The 16399-nt window shown below is 54.1% G+C and carries 9 protein-coding genes, 1 tRNA gene and 1 pseudogene; 3 read left to right on the top strand and 8 right to left on the bottom strand.

Annotation, left to right across the window (positions count from 1 at the left end):
- Positions 1-105: 105 nt before the first annotated feature.
- The 4 genes and pseudogenes from CSE01S_RS09020 to CSE01S_RS09010 all read right to left on the bottom strand — a co-directional run bounded on the left by CSE01S_RS09020 (position 106) and on the right by CSE01S_RS09010 (position 4912).
- Complete coding sequence (locus CSE01S_RS09020) at positions 106-2952, bottom strand: autotransporter outer membrane beta-barrel domain-containing protein (RefSeq protein ID WP_233422696.1); 2847 nt, start codon at positions 2950-2952, stop codon at positions 106-108.
- Positions 2953-3135: 183 nt separating this feature from the next.
- The gene (locus CSE01S_RS09015) at positions 3136-3681 is read right to left on the bottom strand and encodes a hypothetical protein (RefSeq protein WP_042287095.1); all 546 of its coding nucleotides are present in this window, start codon (positions 3679-3681) and stop codon (positions 3136-3138) included.
- Between the two features lie 700 nt (positions 3682-4381).
- Positions 4382-4519: pseudogene (locus CSE01S_RS22740) on the bottom strand (Arm DNA-binding domain-containing protein); the annotation flags it as partial.
- Positions 4520-4817: 298 nt separating this feature from the next.
- A tRNA-Sec gene (locus CSE01S_RS09010) sits at positions 4818-4912 on the bottom strand.
- Positions 4913-5190: 278 nt separating this feature from the next.
- Here CSE01S_RS09010 and CSE01S_RS09005 point away from each other — a divergent pair.
- Together CSE01S_RS09005 and yicI are read left to right on the top strand one after the other, a co-directional pair.
- Positions 5191-6582 (top strand): glycoside-pentoside-hexuronide family transporter, encoded by a 1392-nt coding sequence (locus CSE01S_RS09005; protein WP_042287092.1) that lies wholly within the window; start codon positions 5191-5193, stop codon positions 6580-6582.
- Positions 6583-6584: 2 nt separating this feature from the next.
- Positions 6585-8903: an alpha-xylosidase gene (yicI, locus tag CSE01S_RS09000; RefSeq protein ID WP_042287089.1), complete on the top strand. Its 2319-nt coding sequence runs from the start codon at positions 6585-6587 to the stop codon at positions 8901-8903.
- 48 nt (positions 8904-8951) lie between these two features.
- Here the strand turns inward: yicI and CSE01S_RS08995 are convergent, their stop codons facing one another.
- Both CSE01S_RS08995 and xanP read right to left on the bottom strand, forming a co-directional pair.
- Positions 8952-10640 carry an AsmA family protein gene (locus tag CSE01S_RS08995; protein ID WP_042287086.1) on the bottom strand — a complete coding sequence of 563 codons (1689 nt, stop codon included), beginning with the start codon at positions 10638-10640 and terminating at the stop codon, positions 8952-8954.
- Between the two features lie 120 nt (positions 10641-10760).
- Positions 10761-12152 carry a xanthine/proton symporter XanP gene (gene xanP / locus CSE01S_RS08990; protein WP_042287083.1) on the bottom strand — a complete coding sequence of 464 codons (1392 nt, stop codon included), beginning with the start codon at positions 12150-12152 and terminating at the stop codon, positions 10761-10763.
- Between the two features lie 220 nt (positions 12153-12372).
- Between xanP and gltS the strand changes: the two genes are divergently transcribed.
- The gene (gene gltS, locus CSE01S_RS08985; RefSeq protein ID WP_042287081.1) at positions 12373-13578 is read left to right on the top strand and encodes a sodium/glutamate symporter; all 1206 of its coding nucleotides are present in this window, start codon (positions 12373-12375) and stop codon (positions 13576-13578) included.
- A 40-nt stretch (positions 13579-13618) separates the two neighbouring features.
- On the opposite strand, the gene recG is transcribed toward gltS, so the two are convergent.
- On the bottom strand, positions 13619-15700 hold the full coding sequence (gene recG / locus CSE01S_RS08980; RefSeq protein WP_042287078.1) for an ATP-dependent DNA helicase RecG: 2082 nt from the start codon (positions 15698-15700) through the stop codon (positions 13619-13621).
- 5 nt (positions 15701-15705) lie between these two features.
- Positions 15706-16395 (bottom strand): tRNA (guanosine(18)-2'-O)-methyltransferase TrmH, encoded by a 690-nt coding sequence (trmH, locus tag CSE01S_RS08975; protein WP_042287075.1) that lies wholly within the window; start codon positions 16393-16395, stop codon positions 15706-15708.
- Between the last annotated feature and the right edge of the window lie 4 nt (positions 16396-16399).

Genomic DNA, 16399 nt, shown 5'->3' with positions numbered 1-16399 from the left:
TAGGCCGGATAAGCGTAGCGCCATCCGGCAAGGGTCGAAAAGCTTTCGTGTTGGAAGGGATATTGAGTAAGCCCGTGGCTACACGGGCTTTTATGAAGCGTTTTATCAGAAGCTGTAACGGATACCGAGTTGACCACTGTAAGGCGTCTCGATATGTTCACCTTTTTCGTAGTTCACTTCTCCCCAGGCAGACCATCGATCGTTTAGCTTCGCTGTCATCCCAAGACCGTATTTGCCGCTGGTGCCGGACATATCGTTACTAAACCGCTCTGTATGGTTGATAATGACGTCGTTGTTCTTCATAAACTCATGTCGAACGGCTAGTCGCGCATAGGGCTGAAGCAATGTCCCATCCGCCAGCGTCATGTTTTTACCAAAGGTTAAGCCAGCCTCCCCTTTTAACGAGCGGGCCGCATCTGCTTTAACCGACATCCCGCTGTCGAGTTTATAATGCGTCTTATCGCCCATAAACCACGAAACCTGCGCATAAGGCTCAACAAACCAGTCCTCAAGCGTGATATGTTTCCCGGCTTCAACAGAAAGACCACCGCCCACGGTATTATCTTTGGCATGAGTACGCCCGCCATTGAAGTAAGGATTATTCTCGGTACGGAAATAGTTGGCTTTTAATACGCCATCCACGTAATAGCCGCTGTTATGTAACCAGGTAGCATACAGACCGACGCCATAGCTATCCGCTTTACCCTGCGTACTGGATGAGTCCAAATCGGAACGCGTATAAGAGACCATACTGCCCATAATCAGGGCGCTGCTTTCCAGACTGAAACGCTTATCGCCGCCTAACATCACGCCATTCATATCCTGACGATAACCTACATGCTCTGTTGAAACACGGTAACGGCTGCTGATGTATTTACCCCAGGCGCCGTCATCGTGATCGCCCATCTGGCGTATTTCACCGAGACGGGTACGTAGCGTTGACAGCTCGGCGTCCCAGAGGGTTGGCGTCACGTTAGCCATCGCAATAACGGCTTTGGCGCTTTCCGACAAATCCGGTTTTGTGCCTGGCGTTGGGCCTGGTTCGGGCGCAGGGTGAGGGTCCGGTTCGGGGGCAGGATTCGGATCCGGATTGGGCGCCGGTTCCGGATCGGGGCCAGGCTCAGGCATTGGTTCCGGGTCCGGATCTGGACCCGGTTCCGGCGTTACCGCCACAGGCGATAAATACCAGTTGTCCTTATCGCTATCCGCACCATGCACAAGATAGTATTTATAAGCCCCCAGATCGACGCTACCGTTTGTCATCGAGAAGGTATCTGTCGCGCTGCCGTTGGCATAAATCAGATGATAAGGCGAAACGCTGCGGCTACGTAGCTCGCTGCCTGAATCCCGCACGGTGACATGAAATTGCCCGGTAACAGCGTCAGAAACGTTCAGGAAATCGCCCACTCCGCCGGAAAGGTTGGTATTCATGATGAAGGTGCCGCTACCGTCCAGCGTGGTAAGTTCAAGGCGATTAAACTGGCCGGCAGTGTGCCCGTCAGGGCCGCTAAAATTGACCACGCCGTTATTGGTTAACGCTTTAATCGTCGCGACGGATTCAACGTCATCAGCATTATGTTTGAGATATAAAAGCGAAGAGGGGCTCTGTAAGTCCACTGCTGCCGCCCATGCGCCTTTGCCCAGGTTGCCCGTCCAGTCATGGACGCTTCCCCCTTCCATCGTCAGAGAGCCATCTTCTACCGTCAGGGCGTCTGATGAATAGCCGCCATAGGCGATCAGGCTGCTCCCGCCGTTGCGAACGGTGGTATTCGAGATATGCCCCAACGCGAGCACTTCCTGGCGTCCGCCATCAATAAGCGTATCGCTGGCTTCACCGTACCAGGCGAGTTGCTGGAGTCCTCCGGCATGCACCGTCGTATTGGTCGCGTTGGCGCGAATACCGCCAGTCCAGCCCTCCTGTTCAACCCATTGTCCGCCAGACCAACCGCCTTTCTGACCGTTAACGAGCTGGGTGCCATATACCTGCGTCCCGTCTGCATTGCCGGTCTGAATACGTTGCAGGCCGCCGGCATAAATCGTTGCATCCTTCGCCTGTTGACCGTTTATGCGCACTTTGGAATCGCTGTCGGAAGCCCAGTCGCCGTCAAGCCATTCGCCGCCGACGCCAGTAATAACCTGGGTGCCATAAACCCGGGCGTTTTCAGACACTCCTGAGGTCACCGTTTGGCGCGCCCCGGCGTAGACGGTGGTATCGCGATCCGCGACGTTATCTCCCCCTTGTCCGGCATAGACCTGCTGAAATGCGCCGTTATACAGGAACGTGTTCAGAGCCAGGCCGCTGGTGAGTTGATAGCTGCCTGCGCCGATGTGCGAGTTTTTCGCCGTGCCGGCATAAATGATCTGCTGGCCGCCATTTTGCACAATGGTGTCTTCCACCACCGCAGTGCTGGTGACGGACAGCACCTGAAGCCCGCCATCAATAAGGTTTGCCTGAGCATAGGCGCTGCCGCCAACGGTTTGCCTTCCGCCTGTTTTCACAACGGTGTCGTAGGCTTCAGACCTGCCGTTTAGCGTCAGGGCGCCGTAGTTTTCCACGATCGTATGATAAGCTTTACCGCCGTTATTCAGTTGTAAAACCCCGGTTTCGATGTTGCCCCTGCCATTGAGGTATTCCCCTTTTACCGTGGTGTTTACCGCTTCAGAACCTGCCGCCTCATACAGTCCGTCACCGATACTAAGCTGAACAGAGTTGAGCGTATTATTATAACTGTAAGACTCGTTTAATAAGACGACGTTCTGCTTATAAAAATCGGGATTAATCAGAACAATTTCCTGATTTGCAATATATTTTTTATCTTTAATCGTAAGTGCAGGATATTTTTCTCCCCATTTTTGTTCCACCCAGGCCCAGTGGTTAGCGTAAGCCGGATTGTTCAGCAGGTCGCCGGGCATGGCGGTGGATTGGGTGGGCAGAAAAGGAGAAGGGAGCATTTCCGCAGCCGTCAGCGGATATGCTGTTAAGCATAATGCTGGAAATACAGAATGGTAAAAAATGCGTTTCATGTCTAAATCCATGGTTAATAAATTCCATATTTAACAAATGTTACTATCAGCCCCGTAAGATATTGCTGGGGGAAGATTTTGGGGGAAGCGATTGTGGCGAAGCGAGTTTATTCAGTGCAGAACAAGTAGGTGCTCAATTTTTTTTACTTTAAATTTACGGGCGACGGAAGCTTTCCAACCCTGTAGGGTGGAATAGGCGCGACTATGTTTTTCCTGTAAATAGTCCATGCTTCCGCCTTCCAGATAATGTCTCAGAAGTAAAACATCTCTTGAAGAGAGTAAACGCGCAGGTCCCGGATGCGGCCACGCAATCTGACGTCCACTCGCCACGGTATCCATACCTCGAATGAAGTCATTTAGTGAGCATCGCGATTCAAAGATAGCGCTGACGGTTTTGTATTTTAAAAACCAGAAAAAGGCCAATGGCAGAAGGCGATGGCTCGAAATTATTATCAGTTGATAGCCACTTTTACTTAATTGCGAAAATGAGCGAAAAAAAGAAGCCAGTGTATAATTATCGAGGTTGATGAACAGATAGTCCACGCCGGGTTCAAGCTTGATAAAAAAACGGGTCAGCACCGAAATGCCTTTGGAAAAATAAATGTCATCCTCAGGCCAGCTGGCAATAGCCTGCTTCTTCACAAATTCCTTTGTCATACAGCCTGTACTCCCTGTCTCATAGCAACCCCGTCAATTCTTTTTCCGGGGAGATCGTATTAGCCGGTGAGTTGATTCTTTCAAATATTGCCCGGCAGGCTCATTTAGCTGTTGTTAATATATATGAGTTAAATCTGAATATTACATAAGCAAAATTGATTGTCAAACCTGATGGGTGGGCCTTAATTGATAGTTTAAGACTATTATTAATGGGGAAATGAATGCTTCTGTCGATCTTTTTTTCGGATTTCTTCTGATGAGGTGCAGAGAAAACAAACACATACAAAAAATTTATGTTTTTGGTAAAAATCCTATTTTTCAGATATCTACGATAATGCGCAAAAAAATAAAGAAACATTTTGTTACAGAAAAATGCGAATACTCTGTATCGTGTGAGAATACTTCTCAATACATGATTTAATGACGATAAATTCGCGCTGAGATGAGCATCGGACATCACGAGGTTATCTGCCCCGTTATCAGTATATGTGTATATACTGCTACATGTTGTGCCCTTTTTTATTTATTTTAAAATTCAATTTTAACTTACTTGTTGTCATTTTCAATAAACGATAAATGCAACCATAATCTGCCATCAGAAAATAATTAAAATTAGTAAAGGAATTATTATTTCAAAAATTTAGTAAAAGAATTTAACGGCATTGAGCCGGAAACGTGGCTACGTCACGTCATCAGCGTCACCGGCGAAGCGGTACTTCATTTGCCAGTATTTGCAACCATTTGCGTTAATCAGCAGATACATACCGCTGCCATCAGCCAGTTTATAGGGCTTTTCTTTTGGCTTCGCGGTTTTTACTTTAACATCGGTTAGCGCCATGACATTCTCCGGCTTTTGATGAATTCCTCCTCCTGTGGGAATTTCCGCCTGTAACTAATCTGACACCTCAATGAATCTCTTGTATAACAAATCTTTCGTTGAAAGCCATTGTTATAACTCACATTTTTACCATTATGGAGTGCTTGTCTTTTAAAGGTGGAGTAGTACCCCCCGAATGCACCCCCAAAAACAATTTGATGCAGGTTGACGTCGATTGACCTCGGGATACAAGGAAAGCTTGATATATAAGTGCTTGGAAGGGGGTCGTTGACGTCGGCAGAGTTCAGTAGAGGCTAATTGGCGGAAGATCACAGGAGTCGAACCTGCCCGGGACCGCTGGCGGCCCCAACTGGATTTGAAGTCCAGCCGCCTCACCGGAGACGACGATCTTCCGCGCCTGCATTGCTACATGGAGGCGGGCGCATTATAGCCACTTTCGCAAGGTTTCCACATCCCCCCGCGTCATTTTTTAATTTACCTTTCGCCTTACCATGATCGGTTTCATATAAAACCTCTTAAATTCCGTTAGTTACAATTTTTCACATCTTCTGGCGCAACCGCGATCACAGAAAAGAAGAATCGTAATTTGATAACAAAATATCGGAATACCCGCCCCCAGGAGGATGGTTTACAAAAACTGTAACCGGTATCAGCGCGTCAGGGGATGCAAAATGAAGAATCCTGTGTTGTCCGTTAAAGAGAAGATTGGCTATGGGATAGGTGATGCCGCCAGTCATATTATTTTCGATAACGTAATGTTGTACATGATGTTTTTCTATACCGATATTTTTGGTATCCCCGCAGGGTTCGTCGGTACGATGTTTTTACTGGCGCGGGCGCTAGATGCTATTTCAGACCCGTGTATGGGGCTATTAGCTGACCGCACGCGTTCTCGCTGGGGGAAATTTCGCCCATGGGTGCTGTTTGGCGCGCTGCCGTTTGGTTTGGTGTGCGTACTGGCATACAGTACGCCGGAGCTCAGCCTCAATGGCAAAATGATTTATGCCACGGTGACTTATACCCTGCTGACCCTGCTTTATACCGTGGTAAATATCCCCTACTGCGCGCTGGGCGGTGTGATAACTAACGACCCGGCGCAGCGTATTTCTTTGCAATCCTGGCGTTTTGTGTTGGCGACGGCAGGCGGCATGCTCTCCACCGTGTTAATGATGCCGCTGGTGGACTTTATCGGCGGTGGCGATAAAGCGCTCGGTTTTCAGGGCGGGATCGCGGTGCTGTCCGTCGTGGCGTTCCTGATGCTGGCGTTCTGCTTTTTCACCACCAAAGAGCGCGTGGAAGCGCCGCCTAACAGCACTTCAATGCGTGAGGATCTGCGCGATATCTGGCAAAACGACCAGTGGCGGATTGTCGGCCTGCTTACCATTCTTAACATTCTCGCCGTCTGCGTCCGCGGTGGCGCCATGATGTATTACGTCACCTGGATTATGGGGACGCCGGGCGTGTTTGTCGCCTTCCTCACCACCTACTGCGTCGGCAACCTCATTGGCTCTGCGCTGGCGAAACCGCTCACCGACTGGAAATGCAAGGTCAGCGTATTCTGGTGGACCAATGCCGCGCTGGCGGTGCTTAGTCTGGCGATGTTCTTCGTGCCGATGCACGCCAACATCACCATGTTTGGTTTTATCTTCGTGATTGGCGTACTGCACCAGCTGGTGACGCCAATCCAGTGGGTGATGATGTCGGATACCGTCGATTATGGCGAATGGTGCAACGGTAAACGCCTTACCGGTATTAGCTTCGCGGGCACGCTGTTCGTACTGAAACTCGGCCTTGCACTGGGCGGAGCACTCATTGGCTGGATGCTGGCGGGCGGGGGCTACGATGCCGCAGCGAAAGCCCAAAACGGCGCGACAATCAGCATCATCATTGCCCTGTTCACTCTCGTCCCGGCTATCTGCTACCTGCTGAGCGCCGTGATTGCCAAACGCTATTACACCCTGAAAACGCCGTATCTGAGAACAATCCTCGACCAGTTGGCACAGGGCGCGCGCCGCAATCAGCACGAATTTACGCATAAAGAATTTCAGAACTTAAGGAACTGAGCATGAAAATTAGCGACGGTAACTGGCTGATCCAGCCTGGTCTTAACCTGATTCATCCCATCCAGGTCTTTGACGTCGAACAGCATGGCAATGAACTGGTGGTATATGTCGCGCCGCGTGACGTTCGCGAACGTACATGGCAACTGGATACCCCCCTGTTTACCCTGCGCTTTTTCTCGCCGCAGCAAGGCATTGTGGGGGTGCGCATGGTGCATTTTCAGGGCGCGCTGGACAACGGCCCGCATTACCCCCTGAACGTGCTGGATGACGTGAAGGTTGAGATTGAAAATAACGATGAATACGCCGAGCTGAAAAGCGGCGATCTGAGCGTTCGCGTAACCAAAGGCGAATTCTGGTCGCTGGATTTCTTGCGCAACGGCGTGCGCATTACGGGCAGCCAACTGAAAAATAACGGCTACGTGCAGGATACCTATACCCAGCGTAACTACATGTTCGAGCGTCTCGATCTCGGTGTGGGCGAGACGGTATACGGGCTGGGTGAGCGCTTTACTGCGTTGGTGCGCAACGGCCAGACGGTTGATACCTGGAACCGTGACGGCGGCACCAGTACCGAGCAGTCCTATAAAAACATTCCTTTTTACCTGACGAATCGCGGTTATGGCGTGCTGGTAAACCATCCGCAGAACGTGTCGTTTGAAATCGGCTCAGAGAAAGTGTCGAAAGTGCAGTTCAGCGTGGAAAGCGAGTATCTGGAATACTTCGTCATCGACGGGCCGACCCCGAAAGCGGTGCTGGACCGCTATACCCGGTTTACCGGGCGTCCGGCGCTGCCGCCAGCGTGGTCCTTCGGGCTGTGGCTGACCACCTCGTTCACCACCAACTACGATGAAGCCACGGTAAACAGCTTTATTGACGGCATGGCGGCGCGCAACCTGCCGCTGCACGTCTTCCATTTTGACTGTTTCTGGATGAAAGCCTTTCAGTGGTGCGATTTCGAATGGGATCCGGTAACGTTCCCGGACCCGGAAGGAATGATTCGTCGCCTGAAAGAGAAAGGGCTAAAAGTCTGCGTCTGGATCAACCCGTACATCGGGCAAAAATCGCCAATATTTAACGAGTTGAAAGAGAAAGGCTATTTGTTGAAGCGCCCGGATGGTTCCTTGTGGCAGTGGGATAAATGGCAGCCCGGGCTGGCGATTTATGACTTCACCAACCCGGAAACATGCCGGTGGTATGCCGACAAATTGAAGGGGCTGGTGGATATCGGCGTTGACTGTTTCAAAACTGACTTCGGCGAGCGCATTCCGACAGATGTTCAGTGGTTTGACGGCGCCGATCCGCAGAAAATGCACAACCATTACGCCTATCTCTACAACAAACTGGTGTGGAACGTGCTGAAAGAGACCGTGGGCGAAGAAGAGGCGGTACTGTTTGCCCGTTCAGCCTCCGTCGGTGCGCAACAGTTTCCGGTGCACTGGGGCGGAGACTGCTACGCCAATTACGAATCGATGGCGGAGAGCCTGCGTGGCGGCTTGTCCATCGGTCTGTCCGGCTTTGGCTTCTGGAGCCACGATATTGGCGGCTTCGAAAACACCGCCCCGGCGCACGTTTACAAACGCTGGTGCGCGTTTGGGCTGCTTTCGAGCCACAGTCGCCTGCATGGCAGTAAATCTTACCGGGTGCCGTGGGCCTATGACGATGAGTCCTGCGATGTAGTCCGTTTCTTTACCGAACAGAAATGCCGCCTGATGCCGTATCTGTATCGTGAGGCAGCGCGGGCGAACGAACGCGGGACGCCGATGATGCGCGCAATGATGCTGGAATTCCCGGACGATCCGGCGTGTGATTATCTCGATCGCCAGTACATGCTCGGCGATTCGGTGCTGGTGGCGCCCGTGTTCAGCGAGGCGGGGGATGTTCAGTTTTATCTGCCGGAAGGCCGCTGGACGCATCTGTGGCGTAACGACGAAATTCAGGGGAACCGCTGGCATAAACAGCAGCACGATTTTCTCAGCCTGCCGGTTTATGTGCGCGACAACACACTGTTAGCACTGGGCAACAACAGTCAGAAGCCGGACTACCTATGGCATGAGGGCACAGCGTTCCAGTTATTCCACCTTGAGGATGGGCGTGAAGCGGCTTGCGAAGTGCCTGCGGCGGACGGTGCTGTGATGTTTACGCTTAAGGCGTCACGTCAGGGCAATGTTCTGACCATGACGGGCACAGGCAAAGCGCGGAACTGGTCCGTCTGCTTGCGCAACGTGCAGACGCTGAGCGGCGTTAAAGGCGGCTCACATGAGGGTAGCGAGTGGGGCGTAGTGGTGAAAGCAGAAGGGGATGAGATTGTCATCTACCTTTGAGCCGTAAGAGAAAGAACCCGATGGCGCCAACGCCGCCATCGGGCTTGTTTACTGGGCAGTCGTCGACACGACTCCGCCGGTCATGGTCTGCGTCACCTGTTGTTGCTCGGCGTTTACCGCATACAACTGTCCGTTGACCGTGGGTTTCAGCGGCACGTCCGCCTGTATGCTGCCGCTGGCGGTTAGCTGAATATTTCCGTCGCCAGCGAGGGGCAGCGCAGGCCATCCCCATTGCTGCAGCACGTTAACCGGTACGCCGCGTCCGGTCAGGCTAATTTGTGTCTGGCGCTGCGAAAGCTGCGATACGCTGGCAGTTGCCTCCAGCAGTCCTTTTTCTGTAAATGCGCTCAGTTCGCTGATATTCACCGTACTGGCGTTGGCTGTCAGCGACAGTGACGGTCGGCGCACGTCTACCCGGTTGAAGGTTGCGGCCGCCGCATTCAGCGTTGCGTTTCCGCTCCAGACACCCCATTTGCGATCCTGTACCAGACCGAGGTTCGCGCCGTAGCCATCCAGCGCGGTCAACTGCCAGGGAAAGGCCGGGTCGATATCGATCAGCAAATTGCGGCTGGCGCTCAATTTTTTCAGCGTCAGGCTGTTCAGCCAGGCGGGTAGCGGTTTCATCCACTGCTTTTTCCAGTTTTCCGGCAGGGTGTACTCCACTCCAGCCAGCGCGGCGTCATCCAGCACCAGCGCTTTGCCGTCGCGCAGCCAGTTGCCCGACGTTCTGATCATCCCACCTTCCCAGCGGGAGGTGAATTGGCGCAGCGCAATGCCCTGGGGTGAAAACTCCGCGTTCAGGATAGGATCAAACAGGTGTAGCGAACCGAAGATGAATTCGCTGGCGTTCATCGACAGCTTACCTTCCTGACTTTGCCAGTCGTCCTTGCTGAAGGTCAGATTGCGCAGACTGAGATCAAGGTCGGTTACCGCCCAGTCCGGTCCTTGCAGGCGGGCGTCGGTCACTTCGAGACGGCCAATCTGCAAGGAAGGAACGGTTGTCAGCGGGGCAAAAAAGTCGCTGAGCGACTTATCGCTTTGTAGCCGGATATCGTTCAGGCGCAGATTTTCCACTATCCAACTGCCGTCGGCATTGCGCCTCGCCACTCCGGTTAATGCGCCGCGGGCCACGTCTGCGCCAATGTTGCTTAAGTTCACCTGCTCGTTATCGATGCTGCCTTCAATCAGGACGTTGGTGGCAGGAACGTCGTTCAGGGTCAGTGAACCCGCGCTCAGTTGAATTTGCGCTTTTTTGCCAAGGACGTGACCGGCTTCCGGCAACCACGGGATCACGCCGCCATTTACCCGCTGGGCGCTCAGATCCCATTCGCTGCCCGGGCTGTTAAACGCCATCCCCTGTAACTGCAGGCGATCGGCCTGGAAGGGGAAGGGCGCCGTCTGGAGCGAAATGTTCAGCGTGCCGTCTTTTAGCAAGATGGTGTCGACATGAAAGGGATCGGTGAGCTGGCGGCTGCTCAGGCCAATATCGACAGCTTTCGCCACCAGCGTGGCCGGTTGACCGTCGCGACCAAAAGTAACGTTTTCCAGCAGAACATGCGTAGGCGAGGAAAAGCGATGATCCATCGCATCAAAGGCCAGACGATACTGACTGTTCTCTGATACCCAGGCGCTGACGTGCTCTGCTCCCCAGCGGGTTTGCAGCAGAAAATAGAGGCCGAGAATCACCACCAGAAGGGCGATGAGCAGATAGAGAATCAGCTTTCCAATAAATTTCATGGTCTTCCATCCCGCGAATACACATAGCTGAGTTATGCACGATTTACGCGCGATCCTCAAGGCAGGAATCGTGAAAGAGTATTATAGCGACGGTGAATTGAACTCACCGTCGCATAAAGCTTACTGCTTTTCAGGCGGGAAAATCAGATTCAGAACGATAGCGGTAATCCCTCCGGCGGCGATACCGGAAGAGAGCAGGTTTTTCACCCAGTCTGGCGCAAATTGCAGGATCAGCGGCTGCTGAGACACGCCAAGACCGACCGCCAGTGAGAGTGCGATGATCAGGATAGCGCGGCGGTTCAGCGGCTCGCGGGACACAATGCGCACGCCAGAAGCGGCGATGGTGCCGAACATCACCAGCGTTGCGCCACCCAGCACCGGCTCCGGAATATGCTGTACAAAACCGCTTACCGCCGGGAACAGACCGAGCAGGATCAGCATCAGCGCCACTACGAAACCAACGTAGCGACTGGCCACGCCGGTCAGTTGAATCACGCCGTTATTCTGGCCGAAGCAGGAATTCGGGAACGTGTTAAAGACGGCAGAGACGAAGGAGTTCAGGCCGTTTGCCAGTACGCCGCCCTTCAGGCGCTTCATATACAGCGGGCCAGAGACCGGTTGTTCAGAAACGTCGGATGTGGCGGTGATGTCGCCGATAGTTTCCAGTGACGTGATCATAAAGACCAGCATCAGCGGCAGCAGCAGGCTCCAGTCGATACCCAGGCCATAGTACAGCGGCGTTGGCACCATGATCAGTTCCTGGGAGGCGGTCGCGGTGTTTTCCGGCAGCATCCCCATAAACCACGCCAGCGCGTAACCCGCCGCCATCGCGATAACCAGTGAGGCGACGCGCAGGTACGGGTTGCGTTGACGGTTAAGCAGAATAATCAGCAGCAGCACCACGCCTGCCAGCAGCAGGTTTTTCGGCGCGCCGAACGTATTGTCGCTCATGGCGGTATAACCACCGCCAATAGACGTCAGACCGACCTGAATCAGCGACAGGCCGATAATCATCACCACGACGCCTGAAACCAGCGGTGTAATGATGCGGCGCGCGAGGTGCAACACACGGGAAATTACCATTTCGGTGCAGCTTGCCAGCATTAGCGTACCAAACAGCGCGGCCATCATGGTTGGGACGTCTGCGCCGCCGGTCTTCAGCGCGGTGCCGCCCATGATCAGCGGCGCCACGAAGTTAAAACTGGTTCCCTGAATCGATAACAATCCCGAACCGACCGGCCCCCATGCTTTAATCTGAATAATCGAGGCCACGCCGGAGGCGAACAGCGACATGCTGATGATGTGTTGCGTATCCTGTGCCGGTAACCCGAGCGCCTGACAGATAAGCAGCGCCGGGGTAATAACCGCAACAAACATCGCCAACAGGTGCTGGCAGGCGGCGAAAAGGGTTTGCGGTAGCGGCGGGCGATCTTCCAGACGATAAATCAGTTCACTGTTTTGATTATGCGCAACCGGTTGCGCACTTTCTGATTCAAGGGTGTTAACAGACATCAGAGGCAATCCCGTGGTGGAAAAGCGGGCATTTTAGCTGACCAGAAGGTAAAAGCAAACGATTGCCACTTGCTAATCCTAATATTTAAAACAACTAACCTCACCTTTTTATATAACTTTTACTGCTTTTCTGCTTAAAATCCATGCCGATTACTCATGAAGAGCAGAAATTTCAGGAAACCGTGCATGTACGAACCATGCACACAACAGGAGCTAGTCTATGTTTCATCTCGATACGTTATCGACACTTGTTGCCGCAACGCTAACGCTTCTACTGGGGCGCAAGCTGGTCCAGTCAGTCTCCTTTCTGAAGAAATACACCATTCCGGAACCCGTTGCCGGTGGCTTACTGGTCGCGCTGGCTTTGCTGGTGCTGAAAAAGAGCATGGGCTGGGAAGTTGACTTTGACATGACCTTGCGTGACCCGTTAATGCTGGCCTTTTTTGCCACCATTGGTCTAAACGCGAACATCGCCAGCCTGCGCAAAGGGGGCCGCGTCGTTGGTATCTTTTTGATCGTGGTGGTTGGTCTGCTGCTGATGCAAAACGCTATCGGCATCGGAATGGCAAGCCTGCTGGGACTGGACCCGTTAATGGGGCTGATTGCCGGGTCAATTACGTTGTCCGGCGGTCACGGCACCGGCGCGGCGTGGAGTAAGTTGTTTATTGAGCGCTACGGTTTTGCGAACGCCACGGAAGTGGCAATGGCCTGCGCGACCTTTGGTCTGGTGCTTGGCGGGCTGATCGGGGGGCCGGTTGCCCGTTATCTGGTGAAGCATTCCACCACGCCGGATGGTATCCCTGACGATCAGGAAGTGCCGACAGCGTTTGAGAAACCGGACGTTGGACGCATGATCACCTCGCTGGTGCTGATCGAAACCATCGCCCTCATCGCCATCTGTCTGACCGTGGGGAAAATTGTTGCCCAGCTGCTGGTGGGTACGGTGTTTGAACTGCCTACCTTTGTCTGCGTACTGTTTGTCGGCGTGATCGTCAGCAATGGTCTGGCGCTGCTGGGCTTTTACCGCGTCTTTGAACGTGCCGTGTCCGTTATGGGCAACGTCAGTCTGTCGCTGTTTCTGGCGATGGCGCTGATGAGTCTGAAGTTGTGGGAGCTGGCTTCGCTGGCGCTGCCGATGCTGGCTATTCTGGTGGTGCAGACGATCGCCATGGCGCTGTACGCTGTGTTCGTGACCTGGCGCATGATGGGTAAAAACTACGACGCGGCGGTGCTGGCGGCAGGACACTGTGGATTTGGCCTGGGCGCCACGCCGACGGCAATTGCCAATATGCAGGCAATTACCGACCGGTTTGGTCCGTCGCATATGGCATTTCTGGTGGTTCCAATGGTTGGCGCGTTCTTCATTGATATCGTCAACGCGCTGGTAATCAAACTGTATCTGCTGCTGCCGATTTTCGCGCAGTAAACCTGGGGGCGGCGTAACGCCGCCACGACATCGGGAACGGTCAGGCGTTGGAATAGCGCTCCGTTTCCGGCATCCAGCGTTCGATAAGCGCTTTTGCCTGCTGCGGATACCTTTCATGAATATGACGCGCAATGCGCTGAACTTCGGGAATAATGGCCTGATCGCGCAGTAAATCCGCTACTTTAAACTCGGCATTGCCCGTCTGGCGTGTGCCGAGCAGTTCGCCGGGACCGCGAATTTCTAAGTCTTTTTGCGCAATCACGAAGCCATCGTTACTGTCGCGCAGCACCTGCAGTCGTTTCTGAGCCGTCTTCGATAGAGGAGACTTGTAAAGCAGTACGCAGTGAGAAGCAACCGCGCCGCGACCAACGCGCCCACGAAGCTGATGCAACTGCGCCAGCCCCAGACGCTCCGGGTTTTCGATGATCATCAGGCTGGCATTAGGGACATCCACACCCACTTCAATGACTGTCGTCGCAACCAGCAGATGCAGTTCACCTTGCTTAAACGCCGCCATCACAGCCTGCTTCTCCGCTGGTTTCATCCGGCCATGCACCAGGCCGACGTTCAGCTCCGGTAGGGCCAGCTTCAGCTCTTCCCACGTCGCTTCTGCGGCCTGCGCTTCCAGCAGGTCCGACTCTTCAATCAGCGTGCACACCCAGTAAGCCTGACGCCCTTCCTGGGTACAGGCGTTGCGCACCCGGTCAATAATGTCACTGCGCCGGGTGTCCGGAATGGCGACGGTGGTGACGGGCGTACGTCCTGGCGGCAGTTCATCGATAACGGACGTGTCGAGATCCGCATAAGCGGTCATCGCGAGGGTGCGTGGGATCGGCGTGGCGGTCATGATTAGCTGGTGTGGATGGAAACCCTGCTGCTCGCCTTTTTCCCACAGCGCCAGACGCTGATGCACGCCAAAACGGTGCTGTTCGTCGATAATCACCAGGGCAAGGCCGTTAAACTGCACCTGCTCCTGGAAAATAGCGTGTGTCCCCACCACCATTTGCACCTGTCCGCTGGCGATCGCCTCCTGCTGGGCCAGACGCGCCTTCCCTTTCTGCTTGCCGGCCAGCCAGCCCACTTCCACGCCAAGCGGCGCAAACCAGTTACGGAAGTTATTGGCATGTTGTTCTGCCAGCAGTTCGGTGGGCGCCATCAGCGCGACCTGCTTGCCGTGCGCAATCGCCCGCAGTGCGGCAAGCGCCGCCACCAGCGTTTTACCGGAGCCAACATCGCCCTGCACCAGACGCATCATCGGAACGTCCAGCGCCATATCTCGTTCGATTTCCGCGACAACGCGCGCCTGTGCGCCCGTGGGTTTAAACGGCAGCGACGCTAAAAGTTGGTTTTTGAGCGTGTCGTTGGCGCTCAGCGGTTGCGCATGGAAACGCTGCGCTCCGGCGCGAAGCGCCAGCATACTCAGATTATGCGCCAGTAATTCTTCAAGGATCAGTCGTCGCTGCGCCGGATGCTGACCGGTTTCCAGATCGCTCAGTAGTAGCGTCGGCGGCGGACGGTGGAGGGTACGCAATGCTTCCGGCAGGCTCATCATGCCCTGCGCGAGTTCCGGCGGCAGCAGTTCGGCAATGGCGCAGGTATCCAGCAGGTCTAACGCCTGGTCGGTCAGCTTGCGCAGCGTCGCCTGCTTGACGCCTTCAGTGGTCGGATAGACAGGGGTCAGGGTTTCCTGTAACTCAGGGGTGCTGAGATCGCCCTGGATACGGTATTCCGGATGGATCATCTCAGCACCGTATTTCCCGCGCTTCGCTTCGCCATAAGCCAGCACCCGACGTCCGCTGGCAAGGCTGTTTTTCATTGCTGCGCTGAAGTTGAAAAAGCGCAGGGTGAGAATGCCGGAGCCGTCGCTTATCTGGCATGTCATCATCCGGCGACCGCCAAAAGTGATGTTGCAGTTCAGCACTTCGCCTTCGACCGTGGCATACATGCCCGGCAACAGTTCGCCGATGGGATAAAGATGGGTGCGATCTTCATAGCGCAGAGGGAGATGCAAAAGAAGATCCTGCACGGTGTGCAGGCCGATTTTTGCCAGTTTGCTGCTTTGCGCCGCGCCAACGCCCGTTAAGGAACTGAGCGGGACAGCGTCTAACAAGCGGCCCGACACGGGAATTACCCTGCGGCCTGCATGGTGGACCACCAGGAGGCATCCGCCTCGATCTCACCCTGCTGGTTCACCCGCGGGTAGGGCAAGCCTTTACGCCTGGCGACTTTCGCCAGCACCGGATAGCCGCCCTCAAACAGCAGACGCTGCTGTTCGTCCTCAGGCAGCATACTGTTTTCGCGCAGGTACATACCCGCGTTCTGTCGTTGACGCTGGGCTTCGTAAAGAATCAGCGCGGAAGCGACGGAGACGTTCAGTGATTGCACCATGCCGATCATCGGAATAATAATATCCTGATCCGCAAGGTCTAATGCTTCCTGGGTAATACCGGTTTTTTCCTGCCCCATCAGGATGCAGGTGGGACGGGTATAATCAATGTCGCGAAAATCGACCGCTTTGTCAGACAGATGGGTCGCCAGAACCTGCATGCCCTGACCTTTCAGATGGTTGACCGCCTCGCCAATGGTGCGGTGCGTTTTTACCTGCACCCAACTGTTGCTACCCGCTGCCGCGGAGGCCATGGTGCGCATGCGGCTGCCCGGCCAGACGGCGTGGACTTCATGGACGCCAACAGCGTCTGCGGTACGAATGATCGCAGAAACGTTATGAGGTTTATGAACCTGCTCCATGCAGACGGTCAGATCAGGCTGCCGCCTGGCGAGCATTTCACGGATACGCGCATAACGTTGTTCATTCATAAAA

Source organism: Citrobacter sedlakii NBRC 105722 (assembly GCF_000759835.1).
Lineage (GTDB): Bacteria > Pseudomonadota > Gammaproteobacteria > Enterobacterales > Enterobacteriaceae > Citrobacter_A > Citrobacter_A sedlakii.
Note: the sequence above shows the minus strand (reverse complement) of the source record. Positions and strands in the feature narration are given on the sequence as shown.

What these genes read in the sequence shown, in the direction of transcription:
- trmH (WP_042287075.1), bottom strand. Translation starts at nt 16,395, where the DNA reads ATGAATGAACAACGTTATGCGCGTATCCGTGAAATGCTCGCCAGGCGG.
- gltS (WP_042287081.1), top strand. Translation starts at nt 12,373, where the DNA reads ATGTTTCATCTCGATACGTTATCGACACTTGTTGCCGCAACGCTAACG.
- CSE01S_RS08995 (WP_042287086.1), bottom strand. Translation starts at nt 10,640, where the DNA reads ATGAAATTTATTGGAAAGCTGATTCTCTATCTGCTCATCGCCCTTCTG.
- CSE01S_RS09005 (WP_042287092.1), top strand. Translation starts at nt 5,191, where the DNA reads ATGAAGAATCCTGTGTTGTCCGTTAAAGAGAAGATTGGCTATGGGATA.
- CSE01S_RS09015 (WP_042287095.1), bottom strand. Translation starts at nt 3,681, where the DNA reads ATGACAAAGGAATTTGTGAAGAAGCAGGCTATTGCCAGCTGGCCTGAG.
- CSE01S_RS09020 (WP_233422696.1), bottom strand. Translation starts at nt 2,952, where the DNA reads ATGCTCCCTTCTCCTTTTCTGCCCACCCAATCCACCGCCATGCCCGGC.
- xanP (WP_042287083.1), bottom strand. Translation starts at nt 12,152, where the DNA reads ATGTCTGTTAACACCCTTGAATCAGAAAGTGCGCAACCGGTTGCGCAT.
- yicI (WP_042287089.1), top strand. Translation starts at nt 6,585, where the DNA reads ATGAAAATTAGCGACGGTAACTGGCTGATCCAGCCTGGTCTTAACCTG.